This is a genomic window from Streptomyces sp. NRRL S-244 (assembly GCF_000717915.1).
GTDB lineage: Bacteria > Actinomycetota > Actinomycetes > Streptomycetales > Streptomycetaceae > Streptomyces.
In genome coordinates this window covers 60,292-73,898 of the sequence record NZ_JOCX01000021.1, presented here as the reverse complement: position 1 = coordinate 73,898, position 13,607 = coordinate 60,292, and the positions used below count along the sequence as shown (strand labels likewise).

Genomic DNA, 13,607 nt, shown 5'->3' with positions numbered 1-13,607 from the left:
TGGGCCGTGCGCAGGCGACCTGTCCGGAGATCGGAACACTCCCGTGCTGCGACAGCCTCCCGCGGCGCGCCCGGCGCGTAGCTCCCGGCGGGGCGGGGGAGTACGAGAGCGTGAGCGAATCCCCCGACCCCAAGCTGCCCGCGGCGCGCTCGGCGCCGACCGTCCCGTACGCCTCCTACCTGCGCGTCTACGAGCCCCTGGCGGCCTTCGCGGAGCCGGAGCGCACCCACTGGGCCTCGTACGCGCGGCGCGGCGTGGTGGCGACGGCCCAGGACGAACTGCGTCGCTCCCTCTCCGACTTGGTCCGGGTCCCGGTGGTCGGGGTGCCGGCGCACGAGAGCGCGGACGCCTTCACGGCGGAGGTGGACGGGGTGCTGCTGGTCTGCCCGTGGCGGACCAGACTGCGCGGCTGGCTGGCGCTCCAGGAGCTGGCCGGCCAGTTCCCGCAGCCGGTGCTGGACGCGGCGCTCCCGCCGGGGGCGCGGCGACGGGCGGCCGAGGAGTACGAGCGCTGGCGCGAGCGGAATCCGGACGCGCGCCCGTGGATCCGTACCGCGGTGTGGCAGGTGCCGCTGCGCTGGTTCGTGCTGGTGGCCGACGACGAGCGGGAGTACCTGCCGGGCGAGCGGATGCGCTACCGGACGCCGATGGTGCAGGCCCGGCGGCGGCTCGCGCGGGCGCTGCGGATCCTGCGGGCGGCCGAGGGGTACGCGGGGCTCGCGGAGGGGCTGGTGGACGTCGGCAGCTGGCTGGAGGAGTTCCATCCGCGCTCGATGGTCGAGCTGGACTACGCGGGGCTGGTCCACGCGCTGCCGGCGGACCGGCTGCGCACCGACCGCTCGGCCCGGGACGTGGCGGCGGGGATCGCGGCGCTGCGGGCCGGGGACGAGGCAGCGGCGGCGGAGGCGTACGCGGAGCTGGCGGAGCGCTGGCGGGAGGTCCGGGAGAGACTGTTCGCGAACTGACCCCCGGAGCGGTCCCCCAGGTTCTTGATCGCGACACATTCGGGCCTTAGTTCCAGGACCTACGTCCCGATACGGGCCATTGGCTCAAGCGTGACGGACCGCACTATCTACACCCTTGCGCCCTTCCCCTACCCTCGTGCCAAAATAGGACAAGGAGTCCGGGGAGGGTTCCTTCCACCCAACTTTGGGCGGAATGCTCGGCATTGCACTCTACGGGGGGTCCTGATGACTCCTGATCGCTCTGTGACTGATCGTCACAGTGGGGTGACTGTCCGTTATGGGGCGGTCCATCGGCTTCCGCCGCTGATGAACACCTCGGAGGGCAATTCCATCGGTTTGGCCGTCGAGGCTGGACGGATGGTGTAGTTGTAGTGCCGAGGACAAGCCGTTCGTCCTATAACCGACTCGGCCCGCGTATGTCCATTTCGGGCAACGCGGGCCAAGGTGCAGAATTTAGAGGAAAGAACCGAGATGGTTCGGTTCTCCCGAGGAGGCCGCTCATGACCGCTCGCACCCCTGATGCCGAGCCGCTGCTGACCCCGGCTGAGGTTGCCACGATGTTCCGCGTGGACCCGAAGACGGTCACCCGCTGGGCCAAGGCTGGCAAGCTCACGTCCATCCGCACCCTGGGTGGACACCGCCGTTACCGCGAGGCCGAGGTTCGCGCACTGCTCGCGGGAATTCCGCAGCAGCGCAGCGAGGCCTGAGGTCGCGCAAGCACCCCGCTTTACCGGGCTTGAATCGGGTCCCCCAATCCGATGAAACCCACAGGGCTTCAAACGCTTGGACCTGCCCCAACAGGTTCTTGTCGTCGGATCGCGCTGGACTCCGCCGGGTCCAGCGCGATCCTTTTTTATGCCCGGGGAGGGGTCGAATCGGGCGCGCTCGGGAGGCCGGCAGGATGGGTGCCATTGCACATATTAAATCGAGCACGCGTATGGGTGCGATAAATGTGTGCGTCTCAAAAACTCATGTGGTGACTCCCGTCACAGGCAGTGACTCTTGTGCGACCCGCAATGCACCCGTAAGGGGACGTGCGTCGCAGAGCGCCTCATGCGGACGGGCGATTTTCCCCCGCAGGCATCCAGGGGAGGGGCAGGGGTTCCCGGGGCTCCGGAGGCTCCAGGGGCTCCGGAGGCTCCCGGGGGGCGAACGCGGGACCAAACGAAGCAGGGCCCGCATCCCTTGGGGATGCGGGCCCTGCTCTTCTTGCGAACCTGACGGGACTTGAACCCGCGACCTCCACCTTGACAGGGTGGCGAGCTAACCAACTGCTCCACAGGTCCTTGATTTGCGGCCGCTCGGCGGCTGCGAATCAGACTGTACCCCAGCTCAGGGGGTGCAGTCGAACCCGATCAGCGGGCCGGGCCCGGGGCGGCCGCGTCCACCGCCTTCACGATCCGCTTGTCGGAGATCGGATACGCCGTCCCGAGCGCGTGCGCGAAGTAGCTGACCCGGAGTTCCTCGATCATCCAGCGGATGTCGGTGACCGCGGACGGCACCGGCCGGCCCTTCGGCAGCTGCTCCAGCAGCCACGCGTACTCGTCCTGCATCTCGTGGACCTTCTGCATGCGCGTGGTGTCGCGCTGGGCGCCCGTCGGCATCTGCTGGAGCCGCCGGTCCACCGCCACCAGGTAGCGCATCAGGTCCGGCAGCCGGCGCAGGCCCGTCAGGGTCACGAAGCCCGCCGGTACGAGGGCCGCCAGCTGCGTCCTGACGTCCTGCACGTTCGCCACCAGGGCCAGGCTGTTCGTGGCCTTCAGACGGCGCTCACAGGCCTGCCAGGCGGCCAGCACCTGCTGCACCTGGGCCACCGTCCGCACGGTCGTGTCCACCAGGTCGGCGCGGACGGCCTCGTAGAGCGTGCGGAAGGCCGCCTCGTCCCATGCCGGGCCGCCGTGGTCGGCGATCAGCTTGTCGGTCGCGGCGGTCGCGCAGTCGTCGAACAGCGCCTGGATGGAGCCGTGCGGATTGCGGGACAGGGCCAGCTTCTGCTGGTTGGTCAGGTGGTCCGAGGCGAACTTCGCCGGGTTCACCGGGATGTTCAGCAGGATGAGCCGCCGCGTGCCCAGCCACATCGCCTGCTGCTGCTCGGCCTCCGTGTCGAAGAGCCGTACGGACACGCTGGTGCCCTCGTCCACCAGCGCCGGGTACGCCTTCACCGGCTGGCCGGCCCGCCGGGTCTCGAAGACCTTGGTCAGCGTGCCGATCGTCCAGTCGGTCAGCCCGGTGCGCTCCAGCGACTCCCCGCCCGCGCGCTCGGCGGTGGCCGCGGCGGCCTTGGAGAGGGCCTGGCGGGCCTTCGGCTTCAGCTTCAGCCGCAGGGCCTCCAGGTCCTTGTCCTCGGCGAGGTTCTTGCGGCGCTCGTCGACGATCCGGAACGTGATCTTCAGGTGGTCCGGGATCCGGCCGAGGTCGAAGTCCTCGGCGGTGACCGGGACCCCGACCATCCGCTGGAGCTCGCGCGCCAGCGTCACCGGCAGCGGCTCCTGGAGGGGTACGGCCGTGTCCAGGAAGCGGGTCGCGAAGTTCGGTGCGGGCACGTAGTGCCGGCGGATCGGCTTCGGCAGCGACCGGATCAGCTCGGTGACGACCTCTTCCCGCAGGCCCGGGATCTGCCAGTCGAAGCCCTCGTCGGTGACCTGGTTCAGCACCTGGAGCGGGATGTGGACGGTCACGCCGTCCGCGTCCGCGCCGGGCTCGAACTGGTAGGTCACCCGGAACTTGAGCTGCCCCTGGCGCCAGGAGTCCGGGTAGTCGGCCTTGGTGACTCCGGCCGCCTTCTCGGTGAGCAGCATCTCGCGCTCGAAGTCGAGGAGTTCGGGCTCGTCCCGCTTCTTGTGCTTCCACCACGAGTCGAAGTGCGCCCCGGAGACCACGTGCTCGGGGATCCGCTGGTCGTAGAAGTCGAAGAGGGTCTCGTCGTCGACCACGATGTCGCGGCGCCGCGCCCGGTTCTCCAGCTCCTCGACCTCGGTGAGGAGCTTGCGGTTGTCGGCGTAGAACTTGTGGTGCGTGCGCCAGTCGCCCTCGACCAGTGCGTTGCGGATGAACAGCTCGCGCGAGACCTCGGCGTCGATCCGGCCGTAGTTGATCTTCCGCTGGGCGACGATCGGCACGCCGTACAGCGTGACCTTCTCGTACGCCATGACGGCCGCCTGGTCCTTCTCCCAGTGCGGCTCGCTGTACGTGCGCTTGATCAGGTGCTGGGCGAGCGGCTCGACCCACTCCGGCTCCACCTTGGCGTTGACCCGGGCCCACAGCCGCGAGGTCTCCACCAGCTCCGCCGACATCAGGAACTTCGGCTGCTTCTTGAAGAGCGCCGAGCCCGGGAAGATCGCGAACTTGGCGGACCGGGCCCCCAGGTACTCGTTCTTGTCGGTGTCCTTGAGGCCGATGTGCGAGAGCAGGCCGGCCAGCAGCGAGATGTGCACGCTCGTCTCGGGGGCGTCGCCCTCGTTGACGTGGATGCCCATGCCCTTGGCGACCGTACGCAGCTGCGAGTAGATGTCCTGCCACTCGCGGATCCGCAGGAAGTTCAGGTACTCCTGCTTGCACATCCGGCGGAACGAGGACGAGCCGCGCTCCTTCTGCTGCTCGCGGACGTAGCGCCACATGTTGAGGAACGAGAGGAAGTCGCTGGTCTCGTCCTTGAAGCGGGCGTGGTTCTGGTCGGCCTGCGTCTGCTTGTCCGAGGGCCGCTCGCGCGGGTCCTGGATGGACAGGGCCGCCGCGATGACCATGACCTCGCGGACGCAGTTGTTCTTGTCCGCCTCGACGACCATGCGGGCCAGGCGAGGGTCCACGGGGAGCTGGGAGAGCTGGCGGCCCATCTGGGTGAGCCGCTTCTTGTGGTCCTTCTCGTTCGGGTCGAGCGCCCCGAGCTCCTGGAGCAGCTGGACGCCGTCGCGGATGTTGCGGTGGTCCGGCGGGTCGATGAAGGGGAACTTCTCGATCTCGCCGAGGCCGGCCGCGGTCATCTGGAGGATGACGGACGCCAGGTTCGTGCGCAGGATCTCGGCGTCCGTGAACTCGGGACGGGAGAGGAAGTCGTCCTCGGAGTACAGGCGGATGCAGATGCCGTCGCTGGTACGGCCGCAGCGGCCCTTGCGCTGGTTGGCGCTGGCCTGGGAGATCCGCTCGATGGGCAGGCGCTGGACCTTGGTGCGGTGGCTGTAGCGGGAGATCCGGGCGGTGCCCGGGTCGATCACGTACTTGATGCCGGGAACGGTGAGGGAGGTCTCGGCGACGTTGGTCGCGAGAACGATCCTGCGGCCGGTGTGCTGCTGGAACACCCGGTGCTGCTCGGCGTGCGAGAGGCGCGCGTAGAGGGGGAGGACTTCAGTGAAGCGGAGATTCCGCTTGTTCAGGGCGTCCGCCGTGTCGCGGATCTCGCGCTCGCCGGAGAGGAAGACCAGGACGTCGCCGGGGCCCTCCGACTGGAGCTCGTCGACGGCCTCGCAGATCGCGGTGATCTGGTCCCGGTCGCTGTCCTCGCCATCCTCTTCGAGGAGCGGCCGATAGCGCACCTCGACCGGGTACGTACGGCCGCTGACCTCGACGATCGGGGCATCGCCGAAGTGCCGGGAGAACCGCTCCGGGTCGATCGTCGCCGAGGTGATGATCACCTTGAGGTCGGGGCGCTTGGGCAGCAGCGTGGCCAGGTAGCCCAGCAGGAAGTCGATGTTGAGGCTGCGTTCGTGGGCCTCGTCGATGATGATCGTGTCGTACGCGCGCAGCTCGCGGTCCGTCTGGATCTCGGCGAGCAGGATGCCGTCGGTCATCAGCTTCACGAAGGTCGCGTCCTGGTCCACCTGGTCGGTGAACCGGACCTTCCAGCCGACGGTCTGACCGATCTCGGACTTCAGTTCCTCGGCGATCCGCTCGGCGACCGTGCGGGCGGCGATCCGGCGGGGCTGGGTGTGCCCGATCATGCCCCGGACACCGCGGCCCAGCTCCATGCAGATCTTGGGGATCTGCGTGGTCTTGCCGGAACCGGTCTCACCGGCGACGATCACGACCTGGTGGTCGCGTATCGCCTCGGCGATCTCGTCCTTCTTCTGGCTGACGGGCAGGTTCTCGGGATACGTGACCTCCGGCATCCGCGAGGCACGGCCGGCCAGTCGCGCGGCGGCCTTCTCGGCCTCCGCGGCGATCTCGTCGAGCACGGCCTGCTTGGCCTCGGGCTTTCGGATGCGGCGGGCGCCTTCGAGGCGGCGGCCGAGGCGGTGCGCGTCACGGAGGGAGATCTCACCGAGAAGCGTCTGCAGGGCGGCGAAGGAAGTAGACATACCTGATCGAGGATCTCACCCGCAGGCGCCGGGTGGCGAACGCATTTGTGCACCCTCCCCGTACCATTTCGGGACGAGATCACCTGAACCGATCCGCTGACCGAGTGAGAGGCCCGCCATGTCCCGCGCCCGTGGTGTGTGGTGGCTGCTCGCCGCCGTGCTCGCGGTGCTGGTGGGGTGTGCGGTGCCCGCGGCGGCGCTTCCGGTTCCGGGTTTCGCATCTGTTCCGGTTTCTGTTCCGGTTTCGGGTGCGGTTTCGGGTGGGGTGTCCGCTTCGGTGTCCGGCGCCACTGCTGCTCCCGTGCACGCCGCGGCCGCCGCCGGGCGGGGGCCCTCGTGTGATCCCGGGACCCGGGACCACGGGCAGGCCCCGGGCGTGCCGCCGCGGGGCGCCGGGGAGCACGCGCACGCCCCGGTGGGGCGGCCCGCGGTGGAACAGGCCTGGGCTGACCGGGCGCCGCCGGTGCGGGTGCTCGTACGGGGGCCGGACCAGCCGGCTCCGGGTCCGGTGGAGCTGTCCGTGATGCGGGTGTAGAGGACCGGCCCTCCCGCCGGTCCGATTCACCACCCGCAGCTCTGGAGCACCCGTATGTCCTCTTCCCGTCCGCGTTCTTCTTCCTCGTCCTCTTCTTCGTCCTCTTCTTCTTCCGCTTCCGCGCGCAAGCGGCTGCTGATCTCCGCAGGGGTCGCGGTCGCCGCCGTCACCCTCGGGATCGTGTCCTGGCAGGCCACCGCGCCCGAGGACAGGTCCGCCCGGACCTCCTCCTCCGCCGCGGCCGCGCCCAAGGGCTCGGACGTCCACGCCGAGCTGGCGAAGCTGGCCCGGCGCGAGTCCGGCGACAAGCTGGCCGCCGGCCGGGCGGACGCACCCGTCGTGCTGATCGAGTACTCCGACTTCAAGTGCGGCTACTGCGGCAAATTCGCCCGCGACACCGAACCCGCACTGGTGAAGAAGTACGTCGAGGACGGCACCCTGCGCATCGAGTGGCGCAACTTCCCGATCTTCGGCGCCGACTCCGAGGCCGCCGCCAAGGCCGCCTGGGCCGCCGGGCAGCAGGACCGGTTCGCGCAGTTCCACGCGGCCGCTTACGCCGACGGAGCCAAGGAGAAGGGCTTCGGCCAGGCGCGGCTGCTGGAGCTGGCCCGCGAGGCCGGGGTCCCGGACCTGGAGCGGTTCCAGCGGGACATGGCCGGCGAGGCCGCCACGGCCGCCCTGCAGAAGGACCAGGAGGAGGGCTACCGCATCGGCGTCACCTCCACCCCGTCCTTCCTGGTCAACGGGCAGCCGATCGCGGGCGCCCAGCCGCTCGACGCCTTCGCCGCGGCGATCGCCAAGGCCAAGGCGCAGGCCAAGGCGCAGGCCGAGCCGCAGGCCGACGGCCAGGGCGCGCGGTGACCGGCGTCGGCGACATCGGGTACCTGGCCGCGCTGCTGGGCGGGCTGCTCGCGCTGCTCAGCCCGTGCAGCGCGCTGCTGCTCCCCGCGTTCTTCGCGTACTCGATCGACTCCGCCTCGCGGCTGCTGGCGCGGACCGGGATCTTCTACGCGGGCCTCGCGAGCACACTCGTACCGCTGGGCGCGGCCGGCTCGTACGCCGGGCGGTTCTTCCACAGCAACCGCGACGGGCTCGTCCTGGCCGGCGGCTGGCTGATCATCGCGCTCGGGGTCGCGCAGATCCTGGGCCTGGGCTTCGCCTCGAAGCGGATCTCGGAGCTGTCGGGGCGGATCCGGCCGACCACCGCCCTGTCGGTGTACGCGCTGGGCGCGGTCTACGGGCTGGCCGGGTTCTGCGCCGGTCCGATCCTCGGCAGCGTCCTGACGGTGGCGGCGGTCAGCGGCAGCCCGGTCTACGGCGGCCTGCTGCTGGCGGTATACGCGCTGGGGATGGCCGTACCGCTGTTCCTGCTGGCGCTGCTGTGGGAGCGGTTCGACCTGGGCCGGCGGCGCTGGCTGCGCGGGCGGGCCGTCCGGGTGGGCCGCTTCGAGCTGCACACCACCTCGCTGCTGTCGGGGCTGTTCTTCATCGCCCTCGGCGCGCTGTTCCTCGCGTACGACGGGGCGAGCGCGCTGCCGGGGCTGCTCGACGTGGACGACTCGTACGCGGTGGAGCAGCGGGTCAGGTCGTTCGCGGACGCGGTTCCGGACTGGGCGCTGCTCGGGCTGGTGGCGGCGGGCGCGGCGGCGGTCGGCGTGACGCAGTGGCGCCGTCGTACCGGTCCGGAGGGCGGTCCGGAGGGAGGTCCGGAGGGAGGTCCGGAGGGAGGGGCCGAGTAACGCAGAAGGCCCCGTCCGATGGACGGGGCCTTCTAGTGGTGGCTGGGGCCGGGGTCGAACCGGCGACCTATCGCTTTTCAGGCGATCGCTCGTACCAACTGAGCTACCCAGCCACGAGACCGTTTCCGGCCTCAGCGATCCTGACGGGACTTGAACCCGCGACCTCCACCTTGACAGGGTGGCGAGCTAACCAACTGCTCCACAGGACCTTGCAGTGTGCGAGACCAAGTCTTGCACACGGTAATGCGTACCCCCAACGGGATTCGAACCCGTGCTACCGCCTTGAAAGGGCGGCGTCCTGGGCCACTAGACGATGAGGGCTAAAGGCCCGCCTGGGCGCTTTCCAGCGCGTCGGGGACGTGAGAAGCATATGGGATCCGGGGGGCTATCGCCAAAACGGTTTCTCCCCCGCATGTGGAAGGCGCCCCCACCGGAGGGACAATGGCCCGGTGCTGGAGATGACGCGCGAGGAGTTCGAAGAGCTCGTCGCAGAGGCCCTGGACCGCATCCCGCCGGAGCTGACGCGGCTGATGGACAACGTGGCGGTGTTCGTCGAGGACGAACCGCCGGCGGACGATCCCGAGCTGCTGGGTCTGTACGAGGGAACCCCGCTGACGGACCGGGGCGAGTGGTACGCCGGGGTGCTGCCGGACCGGATCACGATCTACCGGAACCCCACGTTGCGGATGTGCGAGGACCGGGAGAGCGTGATCGCGGAGACGGAGGTCACCGTGGTCCACGAGATCGCCCATCACTTCGGGATCGACGACGAGCGGCTGCACGCGCTGGGCTACGGGTGACCGGGGCGGAGCAGCGGCGCGGAGGTGCGGGCGCGGGCCCGGGCTCGGGCTCGGACCCGGGCTTGGGCTCGGACTCGAATTGGGGCTTGGGGTCGGAGGCGATCGATCCGGATGTCGACCTCCATGTGCCCGGGCAGCGCGCCGAACGGCCCGGCCCGGTGCTCTCGGCGATCGCGGCGGGCGGCGCGCTCGGGGCCTCGGCGCGGTACGGGGCCTCGCTGCTGTGGCCGGCCGCCGGGCCCGGGGCCTTCCCGTGGACGACCCTCTGGACCAATGTGACCGGCTGCGCACTGATCGGGGTGCTGATGGTGCTGATCAGTGAGGGCGGCCGGACGGCCCCGCATCCGCTGGTCCGGCCGTTCGCCGGGGTCGGGGTGCTCGGCGGGTTCACCACGTTCTCCACGTACGCGCTGGACTTCTCGCGGCTGCTGGACGCCGGGGAGGCCGGGCGCGCGCTGGCGTACGCCGGGCTCACGGTGGTGGCGGCGCTGGGCGCCGTGTGGGCGGGGGCCGCGGTGACCCGACTCGCGACCGGTCTTCCCGTACGGGGCGGCCCGCGGAGGCCGGCGTGAACTGGCTGCTGGTGGTGGCGGGGGCGGTCGTGGGGGCGCCGCTGCGCTATCTGACGGACCGTGCGGTGCAGGCGCGGCACGATTCGCTGTTCCCGTGGGGGACCTTCGTGGTGAACGCGGGGGCGTGCCTGGTGCTCGGGGCGCTGGCCGGGGCGGTGCTGGCCGGCGCGGCCTCCGAGCGGCTGAACCTGCTGCTCGGGCCGGGGCTTTGCGGGGCGCTGAGCACGTACTCGACGTTCTCGTACGAGACGCTGCGGCTCTACGAGCGCGGCCGGCGGTTCCTGGCGGCGGCGAACGTGGCGGCCTCGGTGCTGGCGGGGCTGGGCGCGGTGACACTGGGGTCGCAGGTGGCGCGGCAGTTGTTCGCCTGAGCGGTCCGGCCTGCCGGCGGCGCGTGGTGCGCGGGCGTGGCCGGCGGATTGCGGACAGGCGGTGTCCCCAAGGGCGTGTCCCTTACGGGGCAAAGGGAGTTGGGCACATTGACCCGCTCACCGCGGACCCTGACCGCCCACCCCGGCTGCCGCCGGGGGACCCCCAGGAGGTGCCCCGTGCGCCAGTTGTCCGCTTCCCTCCGGCTGGCCGCCGCCGTGCTCGCGGTCGCGGCCACGGCGGGCTGCATGAGCGTCGGCGAGGCCGGCGCGAAGCCCGGGCCCTCCTCGTCGGCGGACCGCAAGGCGGCCGCGGAGGCGGCCGGAGGTTCCGCTTCCGGCAAGGGGTCGGGGGTCCACGGCAACGGCCACGGCTCGAAGCCGGGTGCGACGGGTGAGGACGGGAAGCCGGCCGAGGACGGCAAGGCGTCCGGTGCCACCGGGGCCTCCCCCAGCCCGGGCGCGCCCGCCGGCCGGCCCGGGGCCCCCTCGCCGTCGGCCGGTCCGGGCGGCGGGCCCGGCGGGCAGGGGCAGCAGCCGACCTCGGGCGGATCTGGAAGTGGTGGTTCCGGTGGGGCGCAGGTCACACCGCCGCCGCCGGTCCAGTCGCAGACCCCGGCGCCGCCCGTGACTTCGCCCACTCCGCCGGCCCCGACGCCCCCGGCTCCGGAGCCCAGCCCGTCGGCCACGTAGGGGCGGCTGACGGCCCCGGGGGGTGGTGCCGGCCGGGTGCCGGTCGGGTGCCGGCCTTCCGGATCGGGTGGATCGTCGCAGGTCAGAGCGGGTCTGGCCGGAGCGACTTGCCAGACCCGGGGGAGGGTGCGTATGGTTATAGATCGTTTGATCCCATTGCCCGGCGCCGAATCCGAAGAGCGCCGTGTGGCGCGTACTCTCCCTAGCCGTGGCTGACCGCATTGAGGCGGTCGATTTGCGATTCACGGAGTTTGGGCGCGTGCCGAGACTCCGGAAGGTTTCGCATTTCGCATGTCCATTTCCAGTTCTGACCGTGCCGTCATGCCCGAGAACGACTCGAACGAGATCGTCGACGCCGTCGAGGCCCTTGTGGTCACCGAGGCGATCGAGGCCGCTGAGGCGGACGAGATCATCGAGGCCCTTGAGGCCGACGTGACGACCGACCAGTCCATCGACGCCGAGGCGGACGACGCCGACGCCGAGCCCACCATCACCTTCGGCGACCTCGGTCTGCCCGAGGGCGTCGTGCGCAAGCTCGCGCAGAACGGTGTCACCGCCCCCTTCCCGATCCAGGCCGCGACCATCCCGGACGCCCTGGCCGGCAAGGACATCCTCGGCCGCGGCCGCACCGGCTCCGGCAAGACCCTCTCCTTCGGTCTGCCCACCCTGGCCCGCCTGGCCGGTGGCCACACCGAGAAGAAGAAGCCCCGCGCGATCATCCTCACGCCGACGCGTGAGCTCGCGATGCAGGTCGCGGACGCCCTCCAGCCGTACGGCGACGTGCTCGGCCTGAAGATGAAGGTCGTCTGCGGCGGTACCTCGATGGGCAACCAGATCTACGCCCTGGAGCGCGGCGTCGACGTCCTCGTCGCCACCCCGGGCCGTCTGCGCGACATCATCAACCGCGGCGCCTGCTCCCTGGAGAACGTCGAGGTGGCCGTCCTCGACGAGGCCGACCAGATGGCCGACCTGGGCTTCCTGCCCGAGGTCACCGAGCTGCTCGACCAGATCCCCGGCGGCGGCCAGCGCATGCTCTTCTCCGCCACCATGGAGAACGAGATCGGCACCCTGGTCAAGCGCTACCTGTCCAACCCCGTCACGCACGAGGTCGACAGCGCGCAGGGCAACGTCACGACCATGACGCACCACGTCTTGGTCGTGAAGCCGAAGGACAAGGCGCCGGTCACGGCCGCCATCGCCGCCCGCAAGGGCCGCACCATCATCTTCGTCCGCACCCAGCTGGGCGCCGACCGCATCGCCGAGCAGCTCGTCGAGGCCGGCGTGAAGGCCGACGCGCTGCACGGCGGCATGACGCAGGGCGCCCGTACCCGCGTCCTCGCGGACTTCAAGGACGGCTACGTCAACGCGCTCGTCGCGACCGACGTCGCCGCCCGCGGCATCCACGTCGACGGCATCGACCTGGTCCTGAACGTGGACCCGGCCGGCGACCACAAGGACTACCTGCACCGCTCGGGCCGTACCGCCCGTGCCGGCAAGTCGGGCGTCGTGGTCTCCCTGGCCCTGCCGCACCAGCGCCGCCAGATCTTCCGCCTGATGGAGGACGCGGGCGTCGACGCCTCGCGCCACATCGTCCAGGGCGCCGGCGCCTTCGACCCCGAGGTCGCCGAGATCACCGGTGCGCGTTCGCTCACCGAGGTCCAGGCCGACTCCGCGAACAACGCCGCCAAGCAGGCCGAGCGCGAGGTCGCCGACCTCACCAAGCAGCTGGAGCGTCTGACGCGCCGTGCCGCCGAGCTGCGCGAGGAGGCCGACCGCCTGGTCGCCCGCTCCGCCCGTGAGCGCGGCGAGGACCCGGAGGCCGCTGTCGCCGAGGTGGTCGAGGCCGCCGAGGCCGAGGTCGCGGCAGCCGTCGCGGCCACGCCGGCCGTCGAGGAGCGCCCGTCCTTCCAGGCCCGCGACGACCGCGGCAACTACGAGCGCCGCGACAACCGTCGCGACGACCGTGGTGGCGACCGCGGTCCGTGGTGGCGGCTTCCGTCGCGACGACCGTCCGTCGACGACCGTCCGTCGGGCGGCTTCAACCGTGACGACCGCGGTGGCGACCGTGGCGGCTTCCGCCGCGACGACCGTCCCTCCGGTGGCTTCCGCTCCGGCGGCGGCGACCGCCCGTACGGCCGCCGCGACGACAACCGCCCCTCCGGCTCCGGCTCGACCGGCTCCTTCGGCGGCCGCCGCGACGACAAGCCCCGCTGGAAGCGCAACGGCTGATCTGACTGACTGACAGGGCCCCCACGACACCGTCGTGGGGGCCCTGTCCGCGTTTTGCGACCGACGCCGGGCCCGGTCAGCCGATACTCGATCGGCTGACCGTTGGTCTCCCGCTATGCTCTGGGGTGAGCACGCGCGGGCCATTAGCTCAATTGGCAGAGCAGCGGACTTTTAATCCGTTGGTTGTCGGTTCGAGTCCGACATGGCCTACAGCTCGCAGGCGGGGGTTGACCCCTCTGACCTGCCACTGAGCGCCCCACCCGGCTTCGGCCAGGTGGGGCGCTCAGTCGTTTGACCTCCCGTCCATGACCGCACGCTGCCCCCGTCACACCCCGGCCAGGCTCCAGCCCGTCCGAGGGCCGCGCTCACGGACGCCCACAGCCCGCCTGCCGGGTCCGGCCGCCCCGGCACGCCA

Annotated in this window: 11 protein-coding genes and 5 tRNA genes; 11 read left to right on the top strand and 5 right to left on the bottom strand. The window is 71.0% G+C overall.

What is annotated here, in order from left to right; all coding sequences use genetic code 11:
- Window positions 1-110: 110 nt before the first annotated feature.
- Window positions 111-965, top strand: coding sequence for a hypothetical protein (locus tag IF02_RS0123760; RefSeq protein ID WP_199809271.1), 855 nt, complete (start codon window positions 111-113; stop codon window positions 963-965).
- Between the two features lie 500 nt (window positions 966-1,465).
- Window positions 1,466-1,672 carry a developmental transcriptional regulator BldC gene (gene bldC, locus IF02_RS0123755; RefSeq protein ID WP_003949541.1) on the top strand — a complete coding sequence of 69 codons (207 nt, stop codon included), beginning with the start codon at window positions 1,466-1,468 and terminating at the stop codon, window positions 1,670-1,672.
- 505 nt (window positions 1,673-2,177) lie between these two features.
- Here the strand turns inward: bldC and IF02_RS0123750 are convergent.
- A tRNA-Asp gene (locus IF02_RS0123750) sits at window positions 2,178-2,251 on the bottom strand.
- A 69-nt stretch (window positions 2,252-2,320) separates the two neighbouring features.
- On the bottom strand, window positions 2,321-6,256 hold the full coding sequence (gene hrpA, locus IF02_RS0123745; protein WP_030160127.1) for an ATP-dependent RNA helicase HrpA: 3,936 nt from the start codon (window positions 6,254-6,256) through the stop codon (window positions 2,321-2,323).
- A gap of 277 nt (window positions 6,257-6,533) precedes the next feature.
- On the opposite strand from hrpA, the gene IF02_RS0123740 reads away from it, so the two are divergent.
- From IF02_RS0123740 to IF02_RS0123730, 3 genes are read left to right on the top strand one after another with little or no spacing between them, the layout of a single operon-like run.
- The gene (locus tag IF02_RS0123740; protein WP_234318310.1) at window positions 6,534-6,791 is read left to right on the top strand and encodes a hypothetical protein; all 258 of its coding nucleotides are present in this window, start codon (window positions 6,534-6,536) and stop codon (window positions 6,789-6,791) included.
- Window positions 6,792-6,845: 54 nt separating this feature from the next.
- Window positions 6,846-7,652, top strand: a complete 807-nt coding sequence (locus IF02_RS0123735) for a DsbA family protein (protein ID WP_051696495.1) — start codon at window positions 6,846-6,848, stop codon at window positions 7,650-7,652.
- A complete protein-coding gene (locus tag IF02_RS0123730) occupies window positions 7,649-8,530 on the top strand; it encodes a cytochrome c biogenesis CcdA family protein (RefSeq protein WP_051696494.1) in 882 nt (293 codons plus the stop codon). Before IF02_RS0123735 ends, IF02_RS0123730 begins: the two co-directional genes overlap by 4 nt.
- Before the next feature lie 36 nt (window positions 8,531-8,566).
- Here the strand turns inward: IF02_RS0123730 and IF02_RS0123725 are convergent.
- From IF02_RS0123725 to IF02_RS0123715, 3 genes are all read right to left on the bottom strand, one after another.
- Window positions 8,567-8,643: transfer RNA gene (locus IF02_RS0123725), tRNA-Phe, on the bottom strand.
- A gap of 22 nt (window positions 8,644-8,665) precedes the next feature.
- Window positions 8,666-8,739, bottom strand: a tRNA-Asp gene (locus tag IF02_RS0123720).
- A 39-nt stretch (window positions 8,740-8,778) separates the two neighbouring features.
- Window positions 8,779-8,851, bottom strand: a tRNA-Glu gene (locus IF02_RS0123715).
- A 128-nt stretch (window positions 8,852-8,979) separates the two neighbouring features.
- Here IF02_RS0123715 and IF02_RS0123710 point away from each other — a divergent pair.
- From IF02_RS0123710 to IF02_RS0123685, 6 genes are all read left to right on the top strand, one after another.
- Window positions 8,980-9,330, top strand: a complete 351-nt coding sequence (locus IF02_RS0123710) for a metallopeptidase family protein (RefSeq protein ID WP_030160118.1) — start codon at window positions 8,980-8,982, stop codon at window positions 9,328-9,330.
- 86 nt (window positions 9,331-9,416) lie between these two features.
- Window positions 9,417-9,902, top strand: coding sequence for a FluC/FEX family fluoride channel (locus IF02_RS0123705; protein WP_051696493.1), 486 nt, complete (start codon window positions 9,417-9,419; stop codon window positions 9,900-9,902).
- On the top strand, window positions 9,899-10,273 hold the full coding sequence (locus IF02_RS0123700; RefSeq protein ID WP_030160114.1) for a fluoride efflux transporter FluC: 375 nt from the start codon (window positions 9,899-9,901) through the stop codon (window positions 10,271-10,273). Before IF02_RS0123705 ends, IF02_RS0123700 begins: the two co-directional genes overlap by 4 nt.
- A 177-nt stretch (window positions 10,274-10,450) precedes the next feature.
- Window positions 10,451-10,963, top strand: a complete 513-nt coding sequence (locus IF02_RS34905) for a hypothetical protein (protein ID WP_030160112.1) — start codon at window positions 10,451-10,453, stop codon at window positions 10,961-10,963.
- Between the two features lie 291 nt (window positions 10,964-11,254).
- On the top strand, window positions 11,255-13,192 hold the full coding sequence (locus IF02_RS0123690; RefSeq protein WP_078622276.1) for a DEAD/DEAH box helicase: 1,938 nt from the start codon (window positions 11,255-11,257) through the stop codon (window positions 13,190-13,192).
- Window positions 13,193-13,329: 137 nt separating this feature from the next.
- Window positions 13,330-13,402, top strand: a tRNA-Lys gene (locus IF02_RS0123685).
- Window positions 13,403-13,607 lie beyond the last annotated feature (205 nt).